At 73.2% G+C, this 15,177-nt stretch carries 16 protein-coding genes; 10 read left to right on the top strand and 6 right to left on the bottom strand.

Features of this window, described 5'->3' with window-relative positions:
- Positions 1–31: 31 nt before the first annotated feature.
- Entirely contained in the window at positions 32–1,663 is a 1,632-nt protein-coding gene (locus MBSD_RS00780) for an ATP-binding SpoIIE family protein phosphatase (RefSeq protein WP_062534129.1), read from the top strand.
- Between the two features lie 10 nt (positions 1,664–1,673).
- Positions 1,674–2,063, top strand: a complete 390-nt coding sequence (locus MBSD_RS00775) for an STAS domain-containing protein (RefSeq protein ID WP_062534127.1) — start codon at positions 1,674–1,676, stop codon at positions 2,061–2,063.
- Between the two features lie 80 nt (positions 2,064–2,143).
- Here the strand turns inward: MBSD_RS00775 and MBSD_RS00770 are convergent, their stop codons facing one another.
- From MBSD_RS00770 to MBSD_RS00760, 3 genes are read right to left on the bottom strand one after another with little or no spacing between them, the layout of a single operon-like run.
- Positions 2,144–2,896 (bottom strand): glycosyltransferase family 2 protein, encoded by a 753-nt coding sequence (locus MBSD_RS00770; RefSeq protein ID WP_062534125.1) that lies wholly within the window; start codon positions 2,894–2,896, stop codon positions 2,144–2,146.
- Positions 2,893–3,693, bottom strand: coding sequence for a beta-ketoacyl synthase chain length factor (locus MBSD_RS00765; RefSeq protein WP_062534123.1), 801 nt, complete (start codon positions 3,691–3,693; stop codon positions 2,893–2,895). The genes MBSD_RS00770 and MBSD_RS00765 overlap by 4 nt, the downstream gene beginning before the upstream one ends.
- Positions 3,690–4,895, bottom strand: a complete 1,206-nt coding sequence (locus MBSD_RS00760) for a beta-ketoacyl-ACP synthase (RefSeq protein WP_062534121.1) — start codon at positions 4,893–4,895, stop codon at positions 3,690–3,692. The genes MBSD_RS00765 and MBSD_RS00760 overlap by 4 nt, the downstream gene beginning before the upstream one ends.
- 137 nt (positions 4,896–5,032) lie before the next feature.
- Between MBSD_RS00760 and MBSD_RS00755 the strand changes: the two genes are divergently transcribed.
- The 3 genes from MBSD_RS00755 (at position 5,033) to hemF (ending at position 7,133) form a co-directional block, all read left to right on the top strand.
- A complete protein-coding gene (locus tag MBSD_RS00755; RefSeq protein ID WP_062534119.1) occupies positions 5,033–5,725 on the top strand; it encodes a YdcF family protein in 693 nt (230 codons plus the stop codon).
- Between the two features lie 62 nt (positions 5,726–5,787).
- Positions 5,788–6,192: a hypothetical protein gene (locus MBSD_RS00750; protein WP_062534118.1), complete on the top strand. Its 405-nt coding sequence runs from the start codon at positions 5,788–5,790 to the stop codon at positions 6,190–6,192.
- A gap of 38 nt (positions 6,193–6,230) precedes the next feature.
- Positions 6,231–7,133 carry an oxygen-dependent coproporphyrinogen oxidase gene (gene hemF / locus MBSD_RS00745; RefSeq protein WP_062534185.1) on the top strand — a complete coding sequence of 301 codons (903 nt, stop codon included), beginning with the start codon at positions 6,231–6,233 and terminating at the stop codon, positions 7,131–7,133.
- Between the two features lie 108 nt (positions 7,134–7,241).
- Here the strand turns inward: hemF and MBSD_RS00740 are convergent, their stop codons facing one another.
- Together MBSD_RS00740 and MBSD_RS00735 are read right to left on the bottom strand one after the other, a co-directional pair.
- Positions 7,242–8,960: a M28 family metallopeptidase gene (locus MBSD_RS00740; RefSeq protein ID WP_062534116.1), complete on the bottom strand. Its 1,719-nt coding sequence runs from the start codon at positions 8,958–8,960 to the stop codon at positions 7,242–7,244.
- A gap of 145 nt (positions 8,961–9,105) precedes the next feature.
- The gene (locus MBSD_RS00735; RefSeq protein ID WP_062534114.1) at positions 9,106–9,774 is read right to left on the bottom strand and encodes a DUF4097 family beta strand repeat-containing protein; all 669 of its coding nucleotides are present in this window, start codon (positions 9,772–9,774) and stop codon (positions 9,106–9,108) included.
- Positions 9,775–9,915: 141 nt separating this feature from the next.
- Between MBSD_RS00735 and gpmA the strand changes: the two genes are divergently transcribed.
- Positions 9,916–10,662 carry a 2,3-diphosphoglycerate-dependent phosphoglycerate mutase gene (gene gpmA / locus MBSD_RS00730; protein ID WP_062534112.1) on the top strand — a complete coding sequence of 249 codons (747 nt, stop codon included), beginning with the start codon at positions 9,916–9,918 and terminating at the stop codon, positions 10,660–10,662.
- Between the two features lie 204 nt (positions 10,663–10,866).
- On the opposite strand, the gene glnK is transcribed toward gpmA, so the two are convergent.
- On the bottom strand, positions 10,867–11,205 hold the full coding sequence (glnK, locus tag MBSD_RS00725; RefSeq protein ID WP_062534110.1) for a P-II family nitrogen regulator: 339 nt from the start codon (positions 11,203–11,205) through the stop codon (positions 10,867–10,869).
- Positions 11,206–11,382: 177 nt separating this feature from the next.
- Between glnK and MBSD_RS00720 the strand changes: the two genes are divergently transcribed.
- From MBSD_RS00720 to MBSD_RS00705, 4 genes are all read left to right on the top strand, one after another.
- The gene (locus MBSD_RS00720; RefSeq protein ID WP_062534108.1) at positions 11,383–11,640 is read left to right on the top strand and encodes an accessory factor UbiK family protein; all 258 of its coding nucleotides are present in this window, start codon (positions 11,383–11,385) and stop codon (positions 11,638–11,640) included.
- Positions 11,641–11,712: 72 nt separating this feature from the next.
- Positions 11,713–13,221 (top strand): YifB family Mg chelatase-like AAA ATPase, encoded by a 1,509-nt coding sequence (locus MBSD_RS00715; RefSeq protein ID WP_062534106.1) that lies wholly within the window; start codon positions 11,713–11,715, stop codon positions 13,219–13,221.
- Between the two features lie 307 nt (positions 13,222–13,528).
- Positions 13,529–14,530 carry an XdhC family protein gene (locus tag MBSD_RS00710; protein WP_062534104.1) on the top strand — a complete coding sequence of 334 codons (1,002 nt, stop codon included), beginning with the start codon at positions 13,529–13,531 and terminating at the stop codon, positions 14,528–14,530.
- Complete coding sequence (locus tag MBSD_RS00705) at positions 14,523–15,092, top strand: nucleotidyltransferase family protein (RefSeq protein WP_187300521.1); 570 nt, start codon at positions 14,523–14,525, stop codon at positions 15,090–15,092. Before MBSD_RS00710 ends, MBSD_RS00705 begins: the two co-directional genes overlap by 8 nt.
- Positions 15,093–15,177: the final 85 nt, after the last annotated feature.

Below are 15,177 nucleotides of genomic sequence, written 5' to 3'. Positions count from 1 at the left end.
CCGGCCTGAACGCGCCGCGCAGGCCGCCCGCATGGCCTTCCGCAGCCTCACCGCGCGCATCGCGTTCTGGACGCTGCTGGCCGGCGCGCTGGTCTATCTGGCCGCGCTGGCGCTGGTGTTCGTCGGCGTGCGCGCGGTGCTGTTCGGCCAACCTGATGCGGCACTGACGCACGCCGAACTGGTGCGCCGCGCGCAATGGCTGCTGGGCGGCGTGGGCGTGCTGTCGCTGCTCGGCCTGCTGGCGCTGGGCGGGTTCGCGGTCGGCATCGGTCGCCGCATCACGCTGCCGCTGCGCGCGCTGAACGCCGGCCTCGAGCGCGTCGCCCGCGGCGACCTCGACTCGCCGCTGGCGCCGATCGACCGCGAGGACGAGCTCGGCCAGCTCGCGCGCAGCGTCGACGGCATGCGCACCGCGCTGAAGGCGCACATCGCCGAGCTGACCGCGGCGGTGCAGGCGCGCTCGCGCCTCGACGGCGAGCTGGAAGCCGCGCGCGAAATCCAGCGCAGCATGCTGCCCGGCGGCGGCGCGCTGCAGCGCAGCGGCAGCGGCTTCGCCCTGTGCGCGCGGCTGATGCCGGCGCGCAGCGTCGGCGGCGACTTCTACGGCGTGTTCCGCCACGACACCCGCCATCTGTGCTTCGCCCTTGGCGACGTCTCCGACAAGGGCGTGCCGGCGGCGCTGTTCATGGCGCGCGTGGTCGGCCATCTGGAAGGCGCCGCGCGCGACACGCTCGATCCGCAGCGCATCCTCGCCCGCCTCAACGCCGAGCTGTGCCAGCGCAACGACAACCTGATGTTCGTGACGCTGTTCTGCGGCGTGCTCGATCTCGCCGAGGGCGCGCTCGCCTACGCCAGCGCCGGCCACGAGGCGCCGCTGCTGATGCGCGCCGACGGCGAATGCGTGACCCTGCCGATCGCGGGCGGACCGCCGCTCGGCGTCGATCCGGTCGTGCAGTTCGCCGCGCAGCGCTATGTCCTCGATCCCGGCGACCTGCTGCTCGCCTATACCGACGGCGTCACCGACGCGCGCGCCGCCGCCGGCGGCCTGTTCGGCGAGGCGCGCCTGATCGCCGCCGCGCTGGCCGGCGAACGCGCGCCGGCGGCGGTGGTCGAGCGCGTGCTGGGCAGCCTCGAACGGCACACCCAGGACAGCGAACCCGGCGACGACATCACGCTGTTCGCCCTGCAGTACCTGGCGATGCCGACGGAGGGCCGCCACGCCGGCACGCGCACGCGCTTCGTGATGCCGGCGCGTCTCGACATGCTGGAGCAGCTGCTGGGCCGCGTGCAGGGCGCGCTGGAGCGCGCCGGCGCGATCAACGAATTGGTGGTCGACGCGCGCCTGGTGCTGGAGGAGCTGCTGACCAACACCCTGCGCCACGGCTACGCCGACGCCGAGGGCCTGCACCACATCACCGTGGACGTGACGCTGACGCTGGACCAGCTCGAACTGTCGGTCGACGACGACGCGCCGCCGTTCGATCCGTTCGCGCAGCCGCTGACCGACCCGGCGAGCTGGACCGACGCCGACACGCGCGTCGGTGGCCTCGGCCTGTACCTGGTGCGGCGGCTGGCCTCGGTCACCGAATATTCACGCGTCGACGACCGTAATCGCACGCGCGTGGTGCTGCCGCGCTGGCGCACCAGGACCACCGACCGCTGAGGGAGCCGTCATGGCGCTCGACATCCAGACCGCCGCCGATGCGCAGGGACGCTGCCGCATCGTCCTGCGCGGCATGCTCGACGCGGGCACCAGCCCGCGGCTGGACCAGGAACTGGAACGCGTGCTGCGCGACGGCGCCCCGCGCGCGCTGGTGTTCGACCTGGCCGGGCTGGAATACGTGTCCAGCGCCGGCCTGCGCGTGCTGTTCAAGGCGCGCCGCGCGATGCAGCAGCACGGCGCGCCGCTGCTGATGGTCGGCCCGCAGCCGCAGGTGCGCAAGGTGTTCGAGATCGTGCGGGCGACGCCGCTCGACGAGATCTTCGCCAGCACCGAGGAGCTGGACCGCTACCTCGACACCATCCAGCGCCGCATGCTCGACGCCGGCGACGAGGACGATTGAGTCGAGGGGACGTTTCTTGGACGCGGATCGGATCCGCGTCGAACGACTTTGCCGTTCGCCCGTCCGTCGCCCTCGCGGCGCTACGCCGGCCGCGGATCGGCGCAGACGATCGCGTCGGCGCGCGAGCGGCGGTAGCTGGCCCAGATATCGCCGTAACGGATCACCTGGCCGATGGTGTAGAGGGTGATGCGGGTGACGTCGCGGATCGGGCGGAAGTGGCTGGTGCGCAGGCCGCCCTCGTAGCGCGAGGCGATCGGCACCGAGACCACGCCGAGGCCCCTGGCGCGCGTCGCCGCGATCAGGATCGCCGCCTCGAACACGAAGCCTTCCGCCGGCAGGTCGACCAGCTCCAGCGCGGCGCGCGGGTAGTAGCGCTGGCCGCTCTGCGTGTCGGCGATCGGCCGCGCGCAGGCCCAGGAGATGCCCCAGTCGGCGACCGCGTTGGCGCGGCGGCGCGACTTCGGCTGGCGCTCGCGGTCGAGCAGGCGCGCGCCGATCACGATGTGGTCGGGGTAGCGCTGCGCGGCGGCGACCAGGCGCGGCACGTCGGCGGCGCTGTGCTGGCCGTCGCCGTCCATCGTCACCACGGCGTCGTAGCCGCGCTTCAGCGCCTCGCGGAAGCCGGTGCGCAGCGCCTCGCCCTTGCCGCGCCGCTCGGGGTGGCGCAGCAGCGTGACCGGCAGCGCGCCGACGATCTCGGGCGTGCGGTCGCTGGAGCCGTCGTCGACCACGAGCACCGGCGCGCCCAGCGCCAGTGCGGACTCGACCACGCCGCGTATCGCCCGCTCCTCGTTGAGGCAGGGGATCAGCACGCACCAGCGGGCAACGGTCATCGGCTCGGCTCCAAGTGCACGGTGAGGTGGAAATGCGGACCCGCGGCCAGCGCCAGTGCGGCCGGGGCGTCCGCCGCCAGCGCTTCCAGCAGCGCCAGCCCGCCGGCGGACGGATTGGCCGCGGCCAGCGCGGCCAGCGCGGGATGGCGCGGCGCGGCCGGCGCGGCCTCGGCGCCGATGCCGAGCGTCAGCCGCGCGCACGCCGCCGCGCCCGGCGCCGGCGCCAGCACCAGCGCCGCGGCGAACGGCTGCGACGACGGCGCCATCTCCGCCAGCGGCCCCTGGCTGACGGCGTCGTAGCCGACGTACAGCACCGCGCGCCGTTCGGCGCAAGCCTGCGTCGCCGCTTCCAGCAGGCCGGCGCCGAAGCTGTGCGCGTGCGCGGCCAGCGCGGTCGAGGGCGCCATGCAGCCGCTGGCGATGGTCCAGTAGCCGGCGGCGGCGTTGTGCACGGAGTTGTGGAACTTGGTCGGCGAGAGTTCCGCGGGCGCGGCGGCGAGGGTGGCGCACATGTAGTCCATGATGGCGAGGTCACCATGCGCGGAACTGAATACGCAGGGCAGTTCGCGCGCCTCGCGTGCGCTCATCGCCACCGCCTGGCCGGCGGCCTCGACCGCCAGCAGCACGCTTTCCGGCGCGCGGCGGCGCTCGCCCGGCGGCAGCACCGCGGCGGCCGGACGCGCCGCGCATTCGCTGGGCGCGCCGCCGGCGCACAGCGCGCGCAGCGCCGGCCACGACGGCAGGCCCGGCGCCCACAGGCCGATGCCCTCCACCCACAGCGTCAGCGTCGCGCTCATGCGAGCGCCTCCGCGCGGGCGAAGGCCAGGCAGGCGTTGTTGCCGCCGAAGCCGAACGAGTTGCTGAGCGCGACGCGCACGTCGCGCGCCTCGCTCGCGAGCGCGAGTTGCGGCCCGGCGGCCGGATCGGGCGTGCGGCAGCCGACCGTGCCGGGCACGACGCCGTGCTCCAGCGCCAGCAGCGCGACCGTCGCCTCGAGGATGCCGGCCGCGCCCAGCGTGTGTCCGGTCGCTCCCTTGGTGGAGCTGGCGCGCGTCGAGGCCGGAAAGGTGTCGGCGATCAGCGCCAGCTCGACCTCGTCGTTCTTCGGGCTGGCGGTGCCGTGCAGGTTGACGTAGTCGACCGCAGCCGGTTCCAGCCCCGCGCGCGCCAGCGCGTCCTGCAGCGCCAGGCGCGCGCCCAGCCCCTGCGGATGCGGCGAGGACATGTGGTGGGCGTCGCTGGATTCGCCGTAGCCGATCAGGCGCGGCGCGCGCGGCGCGGCGTCGACGCGCTCGAGCAGGGCGAAGCCGCCGGCCTCGCCGATCGACAGCCCGCGGCGCGCGGCGTCGCACGGCCGGCACGGCTCGGGCGAGACCAGTTCCAGCGCGTTGAAGCCGAACAGCACGCTGTCGCACAGCGAATCGACGCCGCCGACCAGCGCGGCGTCGGCAAGCCCGAGGCGCAGCAGGCGTTCGGCCTGCGCGAACACTTTGGCGCTGGACGAGCAGGCGGTGGAGACGGTCGCGCACGGCCCGGCGAGATCCAGCGCCGCGGCGACGAACGCCACCAGCGAATGCGCGGTGTGGATCGCCGGACGGCGCAGGTCGGGCGGGAAGCGGCCGTCCGGCGTCAGCCGGCGGTAGGCCTCCTCGCTGGCGCCGATGCTGGCGGTGGAGGTCCCGAGCAACAACGCGACGCGGTCGCGGCCGTAGCGCTCGCGCGCCGCGCGCGCGGCATCGAGCAAGCCGTCCTGCTGCAGCGCCAGCCAGGCGATGCGGTGGTTGCGACTCTCCCACCCGGCGAGTTCCTGCGGCAGCGGCGCGGCCTCGATGCCGTCCACCTGGCCGACCCAGCAGGGCAGCGGCGCGCTGGAGATCGCGTTCGGCCGCAGCCCGCAGGCGCCGGCGCGCAGCGCGGCCGCGTGCGCCGCGCGGCCGCAGCCCAGCGCGGACACGGCGGTGTAGGCGGTCACGGCGAGCGGCGGCGTGCGGGCGGTCATGCGAGCTTCACGTTGGCGGGCGGCGCAGTATACGCAAGGGGTGGTTCGCGCCATGTTGCGCAAGCGCAAGGGCGGGCGGCCGCATTGCGCGCCGGCGCCACCCGGGCCAGACTGCGGCGGTTGCCCGCCCCGATCCCATGCTGCGCGCCCCCGCCTTCCTTCGCCGCGGACCGTTCCGCTATCTCGGCGACCCCGACGTCTGGCATTCGCTGACGGTGACCGCGCTGGCGCTGGCGCTGACCGGCGGCCTGCTGTGGCTCGGCTATTTCGCCTACGTGTTCGGCCTGGCGCTGCGCGCGCCGACGCGGCCGCGCGGTCCGCGCGTGGCGCTGGTGTTCGGCCGCCGGCTGCGCGGCGGCGTGGTCGAGGCGGACTACGCCGCGCGCCTGGAACGCGCGCGCGTACTGGCGGCGGAAGGCGCGCTGGACCGCCTGCTGCTGCTCGGCGGCGACTGCGGCGAGGGCGTCAGCGAAGCCGCCGCCGGCCACGCCTGGCTGCGCGCGCGCGGCCTCGGCGCCGACCTGCCGGTGCTGCTGGAGGAAGCGTCGATCGATTCGCTGGAGAACCTGCGCCACGCACGCAGCCTGCTCGGCACGCCGCCGCCGCCGGTGCTGCTGGTCACCAGCCGCTACCATCTCGCGCGCTGCGCGCACCTCGCGCGTGGGCTGGGCTTCGAGGCCGCGCCCTGCGCCGCCGAGCCGCGGCTGCCGCGCTCGCCGCGCTACCTGCGCCGTCTGCTGATCGAGTCCGGCTATCTGATGTGGATCGACGTCGGCAGCCGCTGGGCGCGTCTGATCGGCCACCACCGCATGCTCGACCGCCTGCGCTGAGCGGGCGCCCTGTTAAGCTTGGGCGGCGGCAGGTCGCCGCTTTCAGGGAAAGGGAATCCGTCATGCCGAAGTCGCGTCTTCTGTTGTTGCTGCTCGTGCCGCTGCTGGCGCTCACCATGGCGCTGCGCCAGGCGCCGCTGGTCAATCCCGATCCCATCCACGTGCCGGCGGGGCTCGGCGAGGCGGAGGTCGGCAAGGCGATCGCTTACGCGCTGATCGGCCGCGGCTGGTCGGTGACGGCGGAGAAGGCGGGCGAGACCGACGCCACGCTGCACCTGCGCGAGCACGTCGCGCGCATCGCCATCACGTACGACACCAGCGCGGTGCAGATCAAGTACGTGGACAGCGAGAACCTGAAGTACGAGATGAAGGACGGCAAGCCCTACATCCACAAGAACTACCTCGGCTGGATCGAATTCCTGGTCCAAGACATCAACCGCAACCTGCACATGCCGGCCGAGAAGTGAGCACTGCGCGCGCCGGCATCCCCGGCGCGCTTGCCGCCATGCAAGACCAAGCCACCCGAGCCGAAACCTTTCTGCGCGAACTGCAGGACCGCATCTGCGCCGCGCTGGAAGCCATCGACGGCGCCGCGCGCTTCGCCGAGGACGTCTGGGAACGCCCCGCCGGCGGCGGCGGCCGCACCCGCGTGCTGAAGGACGGCGGCGTGTTCGAACAGGCCGGCGTCAACTTCTCGCGCGTGCACGGCGACACCCTGCCGCCCAGCGCCACCGCGCACCGTCCGGATCTCGCCGGCGGCAGCTTCGTCGCCACCGGCGTCTCGCTGGTGCTGCATCCGCGCAACCCCTACGTGCCGACCACGCACGCCAACGTGCGCTACTTCGAAGCACGCAAGCCGGGCGTCGAGCCGGTGTGGTGGTTCGGCGGCGGCTTCGACCTGACGCCGTTCTATCCGTACGACGAGGACGTCGTGCACTGGCACACGGTGGCGCACGCGCTGTGCGCGCCGTTCGGCAGCGACGTCTACGCGCGCTACAAACGCTGGTGCGACGAGTACTTCTTCCTCAAGCATCGCGGCGAGACACGCGGCGTCGGCGGGCTGTTCTACGACGACCTCAACGAAGGCGGCTTCGAGCGCTGCTTCGCCTTCACCCAGGCGGTGGGCCAGGGCTTCCTCGACGCCTACCTGCCGATCGTCGCACGGCGCATGCACGAGCCGTGGACGGAACGCGAGCGCGAGTTCCAGCTCTACCGCCGCGGCCGCTACGTCGAGTTCAACCTGGTCTACGACCGCGGCACGCTGTTCGGCCTGCAGTCGGGCGGCCGCACCGAGTCGATCCTGATGAGCCTGCCGCCGCGCGTCCGCTTCGAATACGGCTGGCAGCCGCAGGAGGGCAGCGCGGAAGCGAAACTCGCCGACTACCTGAAGCCGCGCGACTGGCTGTAATCCCCGCCTCGGGCGCGCACGGCGGCGCGCCTTCCCGCCGAAAAAGCACGCGCCGGCACGGGCCGGCGCGTCGTCCGCGAAGGCGGGCGGGACGGCGCCCCGCGCGCCTCACTTCTGCTGCATCGACTTCTCGCGCGCGGCGCGGAACTCGCTGTCCGCGCGCCACTGCGGGAAGCTGCTCTCGCCGGCCAGCTTCTCGCCGACCGCGTACAGCGTCTGCACGTCCTCGATCACGCCGCGATAGTCCCAGTTCGGGTCGAACGCGTCGGCGGGCGAGTGATAGCGGTGCTCGACGTAGTCGGCCATGGCCTTGCGCCCGGCCTCCTCGCCGCCGTTGACCAGGTCGATGCCGCCGGACGCATCCAGCGCCGGCACGCCGGCCTTGGCGAAGTTGAAGTGGTCGGAACGGAAGTAGTGACCCTTCTCCGGCGAGGCTTCCGGGGTCATGCTGCGGCCCTCGGCGGCGAGCGCGGCCTTCAGGTAGTCCTCGAGCTCGGACTGGCCGTAGCCGACCACCTCCATGTCCTTCTCCGGGCCGATGATCGGCAGCGCGTCCATGTTGATGTCGGCGACCGTCTTGTTCAGCGGGAACGCCGGGTGCGCGACGTAATACTTCGAGCCGAGCAGGCCGGATTCTTCCAGCGTCAACCCGACGAACAGCACCGAGCGCTTGGGCTTCGGGTTCTGGTGCGCGAACGCCTCGGCGATCTCCAGCATTGCGGCGACGCCGGTGGCGTTGTCGATCGCGCCGTTGAAGATCTGGTCGCCCTGGAGGCTGGGATCCTTGCCGAGGTGGTCCCAGTGCGCGCTGTAGACCACCACCTCGTCCGGACGCTCGCTGCCCTTCAGCAGCCCGAGCACGTTGGCCGAGCGCGTGTTCTCGATCTTGCTGTGCAGCTCGATCGAGGCCTTGGCGTTCAGCGCCACCGGCTTGAAGCCGCGCTGGTCGGCGGCGGCCTTCAGCTTCTCGAAGTCGAGGCCGGCCTTGGCGAACAGACGCTGCGCGGCCTCGTGCGTCAGCCAGCCGGCGACCGGCAGGCGCGGCGCCGGATCCTCGCTGGCGGGCAGGTCGAGCTGCGGGCCGTCCCAGCTGTTCTCGACCACGTTCCAGCCGTAGGCGGCGGGCTCGGTCTCGTGGACGATGAAGCAGGCGGCGGCGCCCTTGCGCGCGGCCTCCTCGTACTTGTAGGTCCAGCGGCCGTAGTAGGTCATCGCCCGGCCCTTGAACAGGCCGGGGTCGTTGCGGTCCCAGCCGGGATCGTTGATCAGCACGATCACCGTCTTGCCCTTGACGTCGACGCCGGCGTAGTCGTTCCACCGGTACTCCGGCGCATCCACGCCGTAGCCGACGAAGACGATGTCGGAGCCGTCCAGCTTCACGTCCGGCTGCGCCTGCAGCGTGTTCACGACCATGTCGGTCTTGTAGGCGAACTTCTCGGTGCCGCCGCCCACGGCGACGTCCAGCGTGACGTCGCGGTTCTGCAGGTCGGTGGACACCACCGGCACCGACTGGAACCAGTCGCCGTGGTTGCCGGGCTGGAGGCCGATGCGCTTGAACTGTTCGACGATGTAGTCGGTGGTCAGGCGCTCGCCGATGGTGCCGGGCTTGCGGCCCTCGAACTCGTCGGAGGACAGCCGCTCGAGATGCGCGGCGAAGTCGCCGGCGGTGATGTCGGCGGCGAACGCGTGCGGCGGCGTGACCGCCGCGGACGCGGACGCGGCCGAAGCGGCGGGTGCGGGGGTGCCGGTCTGCGCGGGCGGCGCGGCCTGCTGCTGGCAGGCCGCCAGTCCCAACGCGATGAGGCTGACGAGGGCGAGTCGGCGCATGGCTCACTCCGGACGGGGATGGAACGTCCGAGTGTAGGTCGCCGCCGCCGCGGCCGGCCATGCCAAAGGTCATGCGCCGGCTGCGCGAGGGCCGCGGCCCCGGCGGCTTTCGAGTCGGCGGTTCGCGGCCGAAGCCGCTCCCGCATCAGCCCGACGGCGGCGCGTCGCCGCTGAACTTCACCGGCGTGGCGCCGACCACCGGGCCGATCGTCGCGCGGTCGCTGACGTACAGCTCGACCGGGCGGCGGAACTCCAGTGTGCCCTGCACCACGGCGCCCGGGCCGATCACGATGCGCGGCTTGTGCTCTTCGCCGATGCGGATCCAACCGTGATGGTCGTTCTCCTCCACCAGCAGCCCGCCCTCGACATGCGAGCCGGCGCCGATGGTGATGTCGCCGTTGACCGTCTCGATGCCGCCGCCGACATGCGCGGCGTCGAGGCGGATGTCGCCGTTGACGTTGGAGAGCTTGCCCAGCACCTCGGCGCCGCGCGCCAGCGCCAAGCGGCCGTTGACCGTCTCGACGGTGGTCGCCACGCGCGCGCCGGCGCCGAGGTCGACGCCGCCGTTGACCGTCTCCAGCGAGTGCGCCTGCGCCTTGTCGGCCAGCGTGATGCTGCCGTTGACGGTCTCGGCCTTGGCCGCGGTCGCGCCGGCGCCGAGATGGATGCTGCCGTTGACGGTGGTGACGTCGCCCATCGTCTGCCCGGCATCGACGTGGATCGAGCCCAGCACCTTGTCGATGTTCTGCTCGCCGGCATGCGCCGCGCCGGCCAGCGCCAGGGCGAGGAGGAGCAGGGTAAGCATGCGTTTCATGGGTGAACTCCCGGGTGATGACGTCGATTGGGATGCGCCGTGCGCGGGGCGGGTTTAGGTGACTTCCGTCATGGGCCGGCATTGACGGACCCGCCGCGAGGTTTCACCATCGCCGGCTCCGTCTCCTCGCACCCGCACGCCATGCATCGCCTCGTCATGATCCGCCACGGCCAGTCGCTGTGGAACCAGGAGAACCGCTTCACCGGCTGGGCCGACGTCGACCTCACGCCGCAGGGCATCGCCGAGGCGCAGGAGGCGGGCCGCCTGCTGAAGGAGGCCGGCTTCACTTTCGATCTCGCCCACACCTCGCTGCTGAAGCGCGCGGTGCGCACGCTGTGGCACGTGCAGGAGACGATGGACCTGATGTGGCTGCCGGTGGTCACCACCTGGCGCCTCAACGAGCGCCACTACGGCGCGCTGACCGGCCTCAACAAGGCGGAAACCGCCGCACGGTACGGCGAGAAGCAGGTGCTGGTGTGGCGGCGCAGCTACGACGTGCCGCCGCCGGCGCTGAAGCCGGAGGCGAACGTGTCCGCCGGCGACGCACGCTACGCCGGGCTGGCGCCGGGCGAGATGCCGCTGACCGAATGCCTGAAGGACACCGTCGCGCGCGTGCTGCCGTACTGGCACGAGACGCTGGCGCCGGCGATCCGCGCCGGCCGGCGCGTGGTGGTGTCGGCGCACGGCAACTCGATGCGCGCGCTGATCAAGTACCTCGACGGCATCTCCGACGAGGACATCGTCGAGCTGAACGTGCCGAACGGCGTGCCGCTGGTGTACGAGTTCGACGACGCGCTGAAGCCCGTCCGCCGCTACTACCTCGGCGACCAGGCGGCGATCGCGGCGAAGATGGCCGCGGTGGCGCAGCAGGGCAAGGCCAAGGCGTGACCCGGGAAGAGCGTAACGACTGCGCGGTAGCGCAACCCGTCGAGAGCCGTCTGCACGCGGATTTGCGCCGATCAACGAAAGACCGCCGCACCGGCCGTCATGCCGGTCGAGTGGGTTCGACCTCCGCTATCCGCGTTCATCCGCGCGAATCCGCGTCCCAAAGCCTTTCGCCGCGGCGGCGCCACGGCCAGAACCGAAGAAGCGCTACAGCGCGTCGGCGTCCAGCTCGCCGGTGCGGATGCGGATCACCTGTTCCAGCGGGCTGACGAAGATCTTGCCGTCGCCGATCTTGCCGGTGCGCGCGGAGTTCTGGATCGCCTCGACCACGCGCTCGACCATCGCGTCGGTCACCGCCACTTCCAGCTTCACCTTGGGCAGGAAGTCCACCACGTACTCGGCGCCGCGGTAGAGCTCGGTGTGGCCCTTCTGCCGGCCGAAGCCCTTGACCTCGGTCGCGGTGATGCCCTGCACGCCCACCTCCGACAGCGCCTCGCGCACGTCGTCCAGCTTGAACGGCTTGATGATCGCGGTGACCAGTTTCATGCGTGCTCCTCGCTGTCGGCGGCATTCTGCCATCGCCGCGGCTTGCCGTGCCGTCGCGGCGCCGTCCCGGCGGGACGCGGCCTGTAGGAATTTTCCTACATGTGTCGGCGATAACCGCCGATGTGCGTTCCTCGACGTAAGCTGTACCGTCTCCACCGACACTTTCGGGGTGCTGCCATGATCGACGTGCAAGGCATCGACCAGCTCGCGCAGCGGCTCGCCGCGCTGGTGCCGCCCGGGCTCGCGCAGGCGCGCGCGGACCTGGAGGCCAACTTCCGCGACGTGCTGGCGCAGGGATTGCGCCGTCTCGACCTCGCCACCAGCGAGGAATTCGAGGTGCAACGCACGGTGCTGGTGCGCACGGCAGCCCGCCTCGACGAACTCGAACAGCGCGTTGCCGCGCTGGAAGCGGCCCTGGCGGCGCGCGGCCACTGACGCCACTTCCCGGGAGCCGTCCCCGGCCGCGTCACCCTCACCCCGAACGGCCGGGGACGGCCTTTTCCGCCCATGAGCCTCGCCATCACCCTGTCGCGCGCGCAGGAAGGAGTCGCGGCCCCGCTGGTGACGGTGGAGGTGCACCTCGCCGGCGGCCTGCCCGGCACCGCCATCGTCGGCCTGCCCGAGGCCGCGGTGCGCGAGGCGCGCGACCGCGTGCGCGTGGCGATCCAGAACACCCACTTCGAGTACCCCAACCGCCGCGTCACCGTGAACCTGGCGCCGGCCGAACTGCCCAAGGACGGCGGCCGCTTCGACCTCGCCATCGCGCTCGGCATCCTCGCCGCCGGCGGCCAGGTGCCGCGCGAAGCCCTGGCCGAGTGCGAGTTCCTCGGCGAGCTGGCGCTGTCGGGCGAGCTGCGTCCGGTAACCGGCGTGCTGCCGGCCTTGCTGCGCGCCAGCCGCGAGGGCCGACGCATGATCGTGCCGGCGGGCAACGCCGCCGAAGCGGCGCTGGTCGAGGATGCCGACGTGCGCGTCGCCGCCAACCTCGCCGACGTCTGCGCGCACCTGCGCGGCGCCGGCGAACTGCCGCCGCCGGCCGCGGCGGTCGCCGGCGATCCGTCGGGCGGCGCGCCCGATCTCGCCGACGTGCGCGGCCAGGCGCAGGCGCGGCGCGCGCTGGAAGTCGCCGCCGCCGGCGGCCATCACCTGCTGCTGGTCGGGCCGCCCGGCACCGGCAAGACCATGCTCGCGGCGCGCCTGCCGGGCATCCTGCCGCCGCTCGGCGATCTCGAGGCGCTGGAAGCCTGCGCGGTGCGCTCGGTGGCCGGCCTTCAGGTCGATCCCGCCCGCTGGCGCGAGCGCCCCTTCCGTGCCCCGCACCATACCGCGTCCGCCGTCGCCTTGGTCGGCGGCGGTCCGCATCCGCGGCCGGGGGAGATCTCGCTGGCACACCACGGCGTGCTGTTCCTGGACGAGTTGCCGGAATTCGACCGCCACGTGCTGGAAGTGCTGCGCGAGCCGCTGGAGTCCGGCCACATCGTCATCTCGCGCGCCGCGCGCCAGGCCGAATTTCCTGCGCGTTTCCAACTGGTGGCGGCGATGAATCCCTGTCCGTGCGGCTACGCCGGCGATCCGCGCGGCCGCTGCACCTGCACGCCGGAGCAGATCGCGCGCTACCGCGGCCGCATCTCCGGACCGCTGCTGGACCGCATCGATCTCACCGTGGAAGTGCCGCGCGTGCCGCTGGCCGAGCTCGGCAGCGCGCGCACCGCCGGCGACGAGAGCAGCGCCGCGGTGCGCGCGCGCGTGATCGCCGCGCGCCGCCACCAGATCGCCCGCGCCGGCCGTCCCAATGCCCAGCTCGGCACGCGCGAGCTGGAACGCGACTGCGCGCTCGGCGCCGCCGAGCGCAGCCTGCTGGAGCGCGCGCTGGACAAGCTCGGCCTGTCGGCGCGCGCCTACCACCGCGTGCTGCGCGTCGCGCGCAGCATCGCCGACCTCGACGGCGGCGCCGCCTGCGTCGGTCGCGAGCACCTCGCCGAAGCGCTGCAATACCGCCGGCTCGACCGCGCCTGAGGTTCGCGCCGCGCGTCGCGTCCGACGTTCGAGTTGCGCCCCGCGCCTTGAACCTGCCGCGGTGCTTGGACGCGGATCTGCGCGGATGAACGCGGGTGAGCGTCTTCCGGACGAACGCCACCGCGGCCATCCTTGCCGTCATCCCGGCGCAAGCCGAGATGCGGTGTCTTCGATGGCGTAGGGCAGAGACGCTGGATTCCGGCTTGCGTCGAAATGACGGGGAACCGCGCACGCGGCTGCGCTGGAAAGCCACCGCCCAGGCACAGCCGATGCGCCGCCCATTGCCGCCCGCGTCTACACTGATGCGATGAACGACGTACGTGGACCTGCCGCGATCGCGGCGCCGCACGGCGGCCTGCGCGCGGTGCTCGACGCGCTGACCGCGCGGCATGCGCGCGGCGAGACGCCGGTGCTGGCGATGGTCACCGCATGCAGCGGTCCGACCTACCGCAAGCCCGGCGCGCTGGCGCTGTTCGACGAAACCGGCCCGATCGCCGGCGCCTTGAGCGGCGGCTGCCTGGAGGAAGAACTCGCCATCGCGGCGCGCGCGGCGCTGGCGGCGGCGCGCGCGGTGCCGCGCGCCGTCGACACGGGCAGCGCCGACGACCTGGTGTTCGGCACCGGCTCCGGCTGCGGCGGGCGCATGGACGTGCTGCTGCTGCCGCTGCCGCCGCAGGCGCCGCTGGCCGCAGCGCTGCGCGCGCTGCGCGACGGTACGGCACCGCTCGAAGTGACGCTGCACGCGGATGGCGGCGGCGCTGCGCGGCTCGGCGAAGGCGCGGCCTGGCGGTGGCCGGCGCCCGGCGATGGCGTCGCGCCGGCCGGCGCGTCCGCGGCGTGCTTCGCCATCGCGCCGCCGCCGCGCCTGCTGGCGCTGGGCGCCGGGCCGGAGACGCCGGCGCTGCTGCAGTTCCTGCAGCGGCTCGGCTGGTACGTCGAAGTACAGGAACATCGCACGCGCTGGGCCGGCTACGCCGCGGGCGCGGACGCGCTGCACGCGGCGCATCCCGGCACGCTGCCCGAGGCGGCGGCGCGCTGCCGTGCCGCGGTGGTGATGACGCACCAGTTCGAAGGCGACCGCGCGCACCTCGCCGCCCTGGCCGCCACGTCCATCCCGTATGTCGGCCTGCTGGGGCCGGCGGCGCGCCGCGATGCGTTGCTGGCGACGCTGGGCGATGCCGCCGCCGCCCTGCGTCCGCGCCTGCGTGCGCCGGTCGGCCTGCGCCTCGGCGGCGAGGGGCCGGAGGCGATCGCCTTGTCGATCGCGGCCGGCCTGGCCGCCCACCTGCACGGCCGCGGCGATGCCTGAGCCTCGTCACGGCGTCGTGCTGCTGGCGGCGGGCGCCTCGCGGCGACTGGGCCGGCCCAAGCAACTGGTGGCGATCGACGGCGAAGTGCTGGTACGGCGCGCCGCGCGGCTGGCGTTGGCGACGCAGCCGGCCGATGCGGTGGTCGCGCTGGGCGCCGAGTCGGCGATGGTGGCAGCCGCGCTGACCGGCTTGCCCGTGCGCGCGCTGCCGGTGCCGGATTGGGCGCGCGGCATGGGCGCCTCCCTGCGCGCCGGCCTGGACGCCTTGTCGCCCGACTGCGCCGGCGCGCTGGTGCTGCTGTGCGACCAGCCGGCGCTTGACGCCGCGCATCTGCACGCCCTGGTCGCCACCTGGCGCGCCGCGCCGACCCGCGCCGCGGCCTCGGCCTATGCCGGCGTGCTGGGCGTGCCCGCGGTGCTGCCGCGGGCGTGGTTCGCGGCGATCGAAGCCGATGCCGACCGCGGCGCCCGCGACCTGCTGCGCGCGCGGTCGGCGGAAACGCAAGCGGTTCCGTGCGCCGCCCTGGCCGCCGATCTGGACACCCCGGACCGCCTCCCCTGAGCGGGACCGCCCCGACCCATGCCATAAGGACTGTTGACCTGGCGGCCGCGATCCGGATAATAGCGAACTGACCGGTTGAATAATG

The organism is Mizugakiibacter sediminis (assembly GCF_000953855.2).
In the GTDB taxonomy this organism is placed as follows: Bacteria; Pseudomonadota; Gammaproteobacteria; order Xanthomonadales; family Rhodanobacteraceae; genus Mizugakiibacter; species Mizugakiibacter sediminis.
This window is presented reverse-complemented; position numbering and strand designations above follow the sequence as displayed.